Below are 9,230 nucleotides of genomic sequence, written 5' to 3' on the forward strand. Positions count from 1 at the left end.
TATCACGCACGCGGATTGCAAGGTATGTCCGGGGTAGAAATGGTAGCGGTCGTTTCCAAAGACAAGGCCAACGCCAGAAAGTTTGCTGATAAATACGGCGTTGAAAGAGCCTACGGTAGTATCAGCAGGGTAGTGGAAGATCCCTCTATAAATGCAGTTGTCATTAGTACCCCTAATAAGTTTCATGCACCCTACGCTCTGAAATTTTTGGAAAAAGGGAAGGATGTTTTTATAGAGAAGCCCATGGCAATGAACGCCAAAGAAGGCAAACTACTAGCGTTGGTAGCCAAAGAGCAGCAGCAATTGGTAATGGTAGGGCATATGTGGCGTTTTGATAGGGATACCCAATACATTAGAGAAACTGTAGCCTCCGGACAACTGGGGAAAATCTTTAAGACGAAAGGATATGGTATTCATGAGCATTGGGGACCTTCCGGTTGGTTTGTAGATCGGGAATTGTCTGGCGGTGGCGCATTGGCAGATATGGGAGTACATGCCATTGATACAGTGCGGTATCTGTTGGGAGATCCTTTGCCCAAAAGGGTGTATGCCCGACTCTCCACACAGTTTGGGAATTATGAGGTAGATGATACCGGGATATTAATAATCACCTGGGATAATGGTGCCGAAAGTATCATAGAAAGTGGCTGGTGGCAACCCCATAAAGACGGTCCTGAGGCCAGTACCGGGTTATATGGGACCAAGGGGTATGCCAACCTCTTTCCTACCTTCCTAAAAACTCCCAAAGATGATGGGGTTAAAACAATTGCTCCACAGCTACCCGAACGAACAGAACACTGTGATCAGTCCATTTATACGCGGCAGATGGAGCATTTTATTAACTGTATAAAGACGAGGGAAACCCCAGTTCCCGGAATAGAGGAAGGACAAGTGGTGCTCACCATCGTAGATGCGGCCTACCAATCGGCTAAAACAGGGGAAAGCGTGATTTTATAGCGGTAATAATTACTTGAAAAGTCTATGGATAGGTGGAAGGAATCATTGGAAAGTGTCATTTTCGACTTGGATGGAACCCTGTGGAATCCCCTGGAAATGAGTGTAAAAGCCTGGCATAGGGCCTTGGGGGATAATCCGCTTATACGAGCCCCCATTACAGAAGAAGAAATAAAGGGAATACTTGGCATGCAGCATAATTTGGTGGGTGCTAAGTTGTTTCCCTATTTAACCCGGCTGCAACAGCAAGCGGTAATGCAAAGCTGTTACAAGGCGGAAGTAGCAAGAATTAAGGAATTTGGAGCAGTGCTTTACCCGTGTTTGCAAGAAACCCTTGCCTATTTAGGTGAAAATTATGGATTGTATATAGTCAGTAATTGCCAAGCAGGGTATATAGAGGCCTTTTTTGAATTTCATGGGTTGGAATCCTATTTTCTAGATTTTGAATGTTCGGGAAACACAGGCAAATCCAAGGCAGAAAATATTGGGATGCTTCTAAAAAGAAATAATCTTGAGAAGGCAATTTATGTAGGAGATACCCAAGGGGATTACGAGGCAGCCTTGGCAAATGAGCTTCCCTTTGTTTTTGCCGAGTACGGATTTGGACAGGTACCCGAGGCGCACTTCTCCATACAGAAATTAGAAGATTTAAAGCAGTGGTTGTAAATAGGTTCGCGTGCTATTCAACCTTTATTTAAAATAACAATTCCCATTGCAAGGGTTTTATAGGGAATACTTTATTATCCTCACCCTCATTTTTTGTCTCTAAAAATAATTTTTTCCAATCCCACCTCCACTTGAAGTAATAAATTCATGGAAAGGAGAGTGGTGAAATATTGACAGATATATTCTGGATAATTACCATAACGACAAAAATGGTTAAGATTTACTATATAATTAATAAAATGTAATGCAGTATAGTGCTTTTTATAGGATAGATTTGTTAGGGGAATGATTAACCAAACCGTTAAAAACATACAACATGGAAAAACAATATGTAAAAATCTTATTACTGCTGCTGTTGGGCATGAAGACTACCATCATGTTGGGACAGAAAGAAGTAAAGGGAGTGATCAGTAGTGAAACGGGAGAATTGCTCCCGGGGGTTTCCGTGGTAGTGAAGGGAACCACCACTGGGGTGACCTCGGATTTTGATGGAAACTATAGTATCACGGTGCCTGGGGAGAATTCAGTACTTCAATTCTCCTACCTGGGGATGCAAGACCGTGAGATAACCGTAGGAAACCAATCGACAATCAATGTGGTAATGACGACCGATTCCGAAGAGTTGGATGAGGTGGTAGTAACGGCATTGGGAATTTCTAGGGAGAAGAAATCCTTGGGGTACGCGGTAAGCGAAGTCAGTGGCGATGCCCTAGACAATGTTCCACAAGAGAATGCCCTAAACGCCCTTTCGGGAAAAGTTTCCGGGGTAGCTATTAATTCTACTGGCGGACCGGGTTCTACGGTAAATATTAATATAAGGGGCGCCTCCTCATTGTCCAGTGACAATCAGCCGTTATTTGTAATTGATGGAGCCCCCGTAATCAGTTCGGTTAATAATGTTGGTGGGGTAGGTCGTGACAATAGGGCCGATTTTGGGAATGCTATCTCAGATATAAATGCCGATGATATAGCAAGCATGACCGTATTGAAAGGGGCAAGTGCTGCAGCACTTTACGGGTCTAGGGCTGCAAATGGCGTCATATTGATAACTACTAAAAAAGGAAAAGCTAAAAAGGGCTTGGGGGTAACCATAAACTCCAGTACCGTTTTTGATATCCCCTATCGTTACCTAGACACGCACAGAAGGTTTGCCTCCGGGTCTAGACCCTATACCGAAGATAATTTTCCATCTAATTCGTACGGGGCTATTATTGTCGGGGAAACCTCCTCGGCTTGGGCCGGTCCGGCATTGGATCAAGGGGTGAAAGCCATTCATTGGCCCTATACCCAGGAAGAAATAAATAGCGGGGTGCCAGTGCCAAGAGAGTTGAAATCCTACAACAATGCCCCTAACTTTTTCAATACCGCAATAACCACTACCAACAATGTGGCCATCCAGGATAATACGGAAAGGATAAACTATAGATTGTCCTATACCAATATGGAGCACAAAGGGTTTATCCCTAATTCCGATCTCAGTAGGAATAGCATCAACTTAAATTCGGCATTAAACCTAAATGATAGAATAAAGATCAGTTCTAGCCTCAACTATACGAAATCCGGTGCCGATAATAGGCCGGCATCTAATCGCGGCGCCAATCCCATGCAAGCCCTTTATGAAACGGCACCCCATATAGATGTGCGTCAGATGAAAGATTATTGGTTGCCCGGCTATGAGGGATTCCGACAAAATTCTCCCTATGCCTTTGGGGACGACCCTACCGATACCGAATGGAATAACCCTTATTTCTTGGCCCATGAGGTGAATAACGGATTTGAAAGAAACCGCTTTTATGGGAATGCTAGGGGAGATTGGCAACTTACAGACGAGTTTTCCGCTATGGTTCGCTATAATTATGATGAAATAAAGGAGGTGCGCGAAACCAAAATGTCCAAGGGATATACCCAGGATATCAATGGGGCTTATGGTATAACCAATATCCTAAACAATGAGACCAATATAGATTTCTTACTTACCTATGCAAAGGATTACGATAATTGGGATTTCTCTGCATCGGTAGGGGGAAATAAACGGACCGCCAGTTCCATGAGCGTTACCAATTCTACCAAGAACAGAGGATCTGGATTATTGGCGCCGGGTCTCTTTACCCTTTCTAATATTGCCCCGGACAACCTAAACTATAGTTCTTTTAAGAGTGAGCGCCAGGTAAATAGCTTGTACGGACTGGTAAGTATTGGGTATAAAGACATACTCTATATAGATGCTACGGGACGAAACGACTGGTCTAGTACCCTGCCAGATAGCAATAACTCCTATTTCTATCCGTCCATATCTTCCAGCCTACTATTGCAAAATGCGCTGGATTTGGGTAATAAGGTTTCCTTGATAAAACTAAGGGCAGGTTATGCAGAGGTAGGAAACGATACCAGTCCCTATAATTTGCAACCGGTACTCAACAGTGGCGATTCTTGGGGCAATGCTTCTTTGCTATCGGTTCCGGGAACACTATTAAATCCAGATCTAAAATCGGAGTCCCAAAGCTCCTGGGAGGTGGGTACGGACGTGTCCTTATTTAGCAATCGCCTGCGGTTTGATGTTACGTATTACGAAAGCAAGAATAGGGATCAAATTTTTCCCGTGAGTACGCCCATTGCCTCGGGATATGGTTCTAGGTTTATAAATGCAGGTTTGCTCACCAGTAATGGGGTAGAAGCCGGATTGGGCGGAACCATAATTTCCAATACCGATTGGCATTGGGATATGGGCTTTGTCTTCAGTAGAAACCGTACCAAGGTAATAGAGCTGGCAGAGGGCATGAACTCTATAACCCTATGGACCGACGCCAAAGGAGGTGCCATCACCTGGCTGGGCGAAGAAATAGGAAATATTATTGACCGTGCCATGGTGCGGGTAGATGATCCCAATTCACCTTACCACGGTTGGCCAATTATTGACGATTCTGGTTTTGAAGACAGTGATAGAACACTGGAGGATGCCGATGGCAATAGGGTGGCTCCCATTATAGGAAACTTTAATCCAGATTTTAATCTGGGGATGACCACTTCGGCCTCCTATAAAAATTGGTCCATAACCATGAATTTCGATTGGCGAAAAGGCGGACAGTTTGTTTCCCAAACCCACCGTTATGGGGAATCCGATATGCATACACAACGATGGTTAAATAAGTTGCACAATTTTAATGACGTTGGTGACCTGCCTACCTTTCTTAAGAATAATGCCGATAAGTACCTGTCGGAAGACGGAGAGTTTTATGTGCTGGTAGGAGGGCCCACGGCAGCGGAAGGAGGTTTTCCGGTTACCGAAGGAGGGATTACCCTGAACGATGGTGTTTTTATGCCCGGGGTACAGGGAGATTATGACGATAATGGAAACTTTGTGGCTGTCGCTGAAAACCTAGGAGGACCCGGTACAGTGTATACAAGATACCAAGACCATTACGGTTGGGACTTTACTAGGACGGCTACCTTTGATGCCGATTTTGTAAAACTGCGAGAGATAGCCATTACCTATACCGTGCCCAGCAAAACCATTAGTCGCATAGGATTACATAACCTCGCCATTTCCTTATATAGTCGTAATATAATTTTATGGACCAAAGCAGATATCGGGATAGATCCAGAAATGGCATTTCAGGCAGAATCCTCTACCCAAGGTCGTAGTGGTATCCAATTTAAGCAAGGTATAGAACGCTTTAATGTGAGTCCGTGGGCCATTCCCGTTGGCTTTAAACTCAATGTAGGCTTTTAAGAAAAGGCTGTTAATAATTAATACGATAAAATTATGAGCACTTACAACAAACTATATAAATTAATATTGGTCTTGTGCATCTTGTCTGCCTCCTCTTGCGACCAAGATATCACCGATCTAAACACCAATCCCAATGGGGTAAACCTTTCCGAGGCAAATCCAAGTTTCTTATTGACCGATGTAATGGTGAAAACCGCTATGGATGTTGGGAATAAAGGCTATAGCGATCCCTTATCGGCTTATGTGCAGTATACGCAGAAGGACTCTTGGGGCACTAATGATTACGATTGGCCAGGGAGTGGTTGGGAAAACTATTACAGTAATTTACGTACCGCTAAGCTGGCGCTGGAACGAGCACAGGAACTGGAGTTTAAATTTCACGAAGCAGTAGCGACCATACTAATCGCACATAATTTTGCCCTGCTTGCAGATTTCTATGGGGATATCCCTTATACCGAAGCCCTAGAAGGGGATGGAGAGGTATTGTTGCCAAAATACGACCCACAAGAGATGGTATATAAAGGGGTCATTGCAGATTTTGAGGCAGCTTCAGAAATGCTTTCCGCAAACGCAGGAAACTTGGAGGTCTTTAGCGCTACTCAAGATATTTTTTTCCAAGGGGATGCTCAAAAATGGATAAAATATGCCAATTCCTTGGCGCTAAGATACTATATGCGATTGTCCGAAAAAGATCCAGGTTTCGCCGGTGCAGGGGTACAGGCCACCCTATCCAAACCCTTGATAGATAGCGTGGAGGAAGAGTGTGCTGTTCCCTATTTAGGAACCGGTCCAGGGGATTCCCAGCCTAGTAACGGGCTGCAGGGTACCCCTTCCAATTTTACTAGGGTGAAACCATGTACCACCTTTACCTATAAGTTGAGGGAGTTAAACGACCCTAGAAGGAATATTTGGTTCGATGCGGTGGAAATCCCCATCAAGGTAGTACCCGCCTCGGAAGTGCCTGGTGGAGGAGACGATGTGGTGGTAGATGGAGTGAGGTATATTAATGAAGACATATTGCCACCAAATAACCTCAAGATATTTGATCCAAATACTTGGTATGCAGATCGGGAGGCAGGGCTTAGTTTAATTGATACCAATAGCGTTTATGTGGGAATTCCTGTGTCCTATCAAGGATCGGAACCCTATACCTATAACTTAAACCCAAATCCCGTACAGGGAGGTGGAAATCCACATGTATCCCTAATGAACCCAATGTTTAATGCCGTAAGTGGACCTCATTTAAAAGCCAGGGTATTCTCGTATGCAGAGCTCTGTTTCCTTAGAGCAGAGGCTGCTTTAAAAGGGTGGGGCTCGGATGCGGAAGGTAATTATAACAAAGGGGTGGAAGCTTCCTTGGAAACTTGGGGAATAGGAGATCAATTTTCTGCTTATATAGATAATGATGGGGTGGCCTTTGATGGTACCTTGGAACAAGTTATGGAGCAAAAATGGATTGCGAACTTTAGTTCGGCCTCGGAGGCCTATTTGGATTGGAGACGAACCGGATTACCAGATCTACGCCCAGGACCTTTCGCAAAATCTACTGTAATCCCAGTGCGATTTGTTTATCCGGCATCAAACAGTACCCTAAATAGGGATAATTATTATTCAGCCCTAAACAGTTTGGAAACCACCTCCCATACAGACGATGTTCCTGGGTATATAGAAAACGATACTCCTTGGTCTAAGCCTTGGATATTACAAGGCGTTTCCAAACCATGGAATTAATTTGGCTTTTTTTTGTTTTGTTTGAGTTAGTTAGTTTTATAAAATACCCGGGTAGACCGGGTATTTTTGTGTTTTTAAGGGAAAGCAGTTGTGCCCACCTACTTATAATTTACTACCATAAGAGAGGTCGCCCGCATCTCCAAGCCCGGGAACAATATATCCCCTACTGTTCAAAGCTTCATCAACGGCTGCGATCCATAAATGGGTGTCTGCTGGGAATACCTGTTCTACGTGGGCAATCCCTTCCTCAGAACCTATGACAGACACCAAGTGTATCTGTTTCGGGGTACCGTACTCCTTTAAAGACATAAGAACATTTTCTAATGTCCGCCCCGTGGCTAACATGGGATCTACCAAAACCAAAGTTTTGTCCGTTAAGGAAGGTGTTGCAAAATACTCTACCCGTACTTCAAACGCATCCCCATCGTTGGGGTGATGCCTATAAGCCGATATAAAACCATTTTCGGCCTGGTCAAAATAATTTAGCATTCCTTGATGCAAGGGGAATCCAGCCCGTAGAATGGAACACAAAACCAAATCATTGTTGGGGAGGTTCATCTCCTTGTTTCCCAGTGGAGTAGAGATTAGCTCTTGCTGGTAGTCTAAGGTTTTACTCAGCTCATAACTCAGAATTTCTCCAATTCGCTCTATATTTCTTCTAAAGCGCATGGCATCCTTTTGGATATCTACATCCCTTAATTCTGCAACAAACTTATTGATCAATGAATTGCCTTCCCCTAAACGATGAATGATCATATACTGTAATTTTGGACCAAAAATACAACTTTATACTATGGATTAAATCCCACGTGCCCTGTTTTGTAAAGGCCATGTCCTTGCAAGACAAAAATAACCATATTCGCCTCTAAAATATAGCATATACTTCCTTTCATGACTAAAAGACACTAGTGGGTAAGTGTAAGTACCTGATGGTCAGTGCCTGAAAATCTATTTTGCCTAATTGTCAGGATTTTTGTAAGTTCGCAGTTGCAAAATTTAAAAGGGTGCTACATATTAGGTGGCTTAAAACACCTAATAATCCCTTACTATTATTTTTTGGATTGCATTTTACGGCAGCATAGAGGCCAAGAGCCTGGTTTACGAATAAACAAGGCCTCTACCACCCAATAATTCCGATTTGGGTGCCAGCAAGAGAATAAGGAGAACAGCACAATGCTAGGTTAATAAATTCATCCCTTCCCATGAGGGGATGAGGATTGCTATGGGCTGTTGTGAACGATGCTTTTGAAACTAAAACTAATGATTGAAATATGAATATGAGAATTGGAATTATTGGCGCCGGACCTAGTGGTTTGGCGCAATTAAGGGCATTTGATTCCCTAAGAAAAAAAGGAATTGAAACCCCTGAAGTAGTTTGTTTTGAAAAGCAAAGTGACTGGGGAGGATTGTGGAACTATACTTGGCGTACAGGCGTTGGAAAGTATGGGGAGCCTGTTCACGGCAGTATGTACAAATACCTTTGGTCCAACGGTCCTAAAGAATGTCTGGAGTTTTCAGATTACACTTTTGATGAGCATTTTGGACAGCCTATCTCTTCTTATCCGCCAAGACCCGTATTGTTCGATTATATAGAAGGAAGAGTAAAGAAAAGCGGACTCCGCGAGCACATTCGGTTCAATACCGCTGCGCGCTGGGTATCTTTTAACGAGGAAACACAACAGTTCTCGGTGGTGGTGGACGACCTGGTAAATGATAGGACCTATACCGAGATTTTCGACTACCTGGTAGTGGCCAGTGGTCATTATTCTACGCCCAATATGCCTTACTATGAAGGCTTGGAAAACTTCCCCGGTGCGGTTATGCATGCGCACGATTTTAGGGGAGCAGATCAATTTAAAGATCAGAATATCCTTTTAGTGGGTAGTAGCTACTCTGCAGAGGATATTGGAGTTCAATGTTATAAGCACGGCGCCAAATCCGTGACGCTATCCTACCGCACAAACCCAATTGGGGTAAGTTGGCCAGAGGGAATTAAAGAAGTACCCTTGCTCAAAAATTTTGAAGGTGACATCGCCCATTTCAGTGATGGAAGTAAAGAAAGATATGATGCCGTTATAATGTGTACCGGTTATCAGCACAAATTCCCTTACTTGCCAGACGAATTGCGATTGAAAACACATAACTGTCT

Annotated in this window: 6 protein-coding genes; 5 read left to right on the forward strand and 1 reads right to left on the reverse strand. The window is 43.7% G+C overall.

Annotation, left to right across the window (positions count from 1 at the left end):
- From F1E73_RS15755 to F1E73_RS15770, 4 genes are all read left to right on the forward strand, one after another.
- The coding region (locus F1E73_RS15755; protein WP_150452477.1) for a Gfo/Idh/MocA family protein at positions 1 to 957 on the forward strand (957 nt) is incomplete at its 5' end.
- 24 nt (positions 958 to 981) lie between these two features.
- The gene (locus F1E73_RS15760; protein WP_150452478.1) at positions 982 to 1,620 is read left to right on the forward strand and encodes an HAD family hydrolase; all 639 of its coding nucleotides are present in this window, start codon (positions 982 to 984) and stop codon (positions 1,618 to 1,620) included.
- Between the two features lie 316 nt (positions 1,621 to 1,936).
- Complete coding sequence (locus tag F1E73_RS15765) at positions 1,937 to 5,350, forward strand: SusC/RagA family TonB-linked outer membrane protein (protein WP_223883477.1); 3,414 nt, start codon at positions 1,937 to 1,939, stop codon at positions 5,348 to 5,350.
- A gap of 33 nt (positions 5,351 to 5,383) precedes the next feature.
- A complete protein-coding gene (locus F1E73_RS15770; protein WP_086478594.1) occupies positions 5,384 to 7,081 on the forward strand; it encodes a SusD/RagB family nutrient-binding outer membrane lipoprotein in 1,698 nt (565 codons plus the stop codon).
- A 102-nt stretch (positions 7,082 to 7,183) separates the two neighbouring features.
- Here the strand turns inward: F1E73_RS15770 and upp are convergent, their stop codons facing one another.
- The gene (upp, locus tag F1E73_RS15775) at positions 7,184 to 7,837 is read right to left on the reverse strand and encodes a uracil phosphoribosyltransferase (RefSeq protein ID WP_086478595.1); all 654 of its coding nucleotides are present in this window, start codon (positions 7,835 to 7,837) and stop codon (positions 7,184 to 7,186) included.
- A 515-nt stretch (positions 7,838 to 8,352) separates the two neighbouring features.
- On the opposite strand from upp, the gene F1E73_RS15780 reads away from it, so the two are divergent.
- Positions 8,353 to 9,230 (forward strand): NAD(P)-binding domain-containing protein (locus F1E73_RS15780; protein WP_150452479.1); only part of this gene is annotated, 878 nt, incomplete at its 3' end.

It is taken from the genome of Arenibacter lacus (assembly GCF_008711145.1).
In the GTDB taxonomy this organism is placed as follows: Bacteria; Bacteroidota; Bacteroidia; order Flavobacteriales; family Flavobacteriaceae; genus Arenibacter; species Arenibacter amylolyticus.

Coding starts and splice junctions, on each gene's coding strand:
- F1E73_RS15760 (WP_150452478.1), top strand. CDS start 982: ATGGATAGGTGGAAGGAATCATTGGAAAGTGTCATTTTCGACTTGGAT.
- F1E73_RS15765 (WP_223883477.1), top strand. CDS start 1,937: ATGGAAAAACAATATGTAAAAATCTTATTACTGCTGCTGTTGGGCATG.
- F1E73_RS15770 (WP_086478594.1), top strand. CDS start 5,384: ATGAGCACTTACAACAAACTATATAAATTAATATTGGTCTTGTGCATC.
- upp (WP_086478595.1), bottom strand. CDS start 7,837: ATGATCATTCATCGTTTAGGGGAAGGCAATTCATTGATCAATAAGTTT.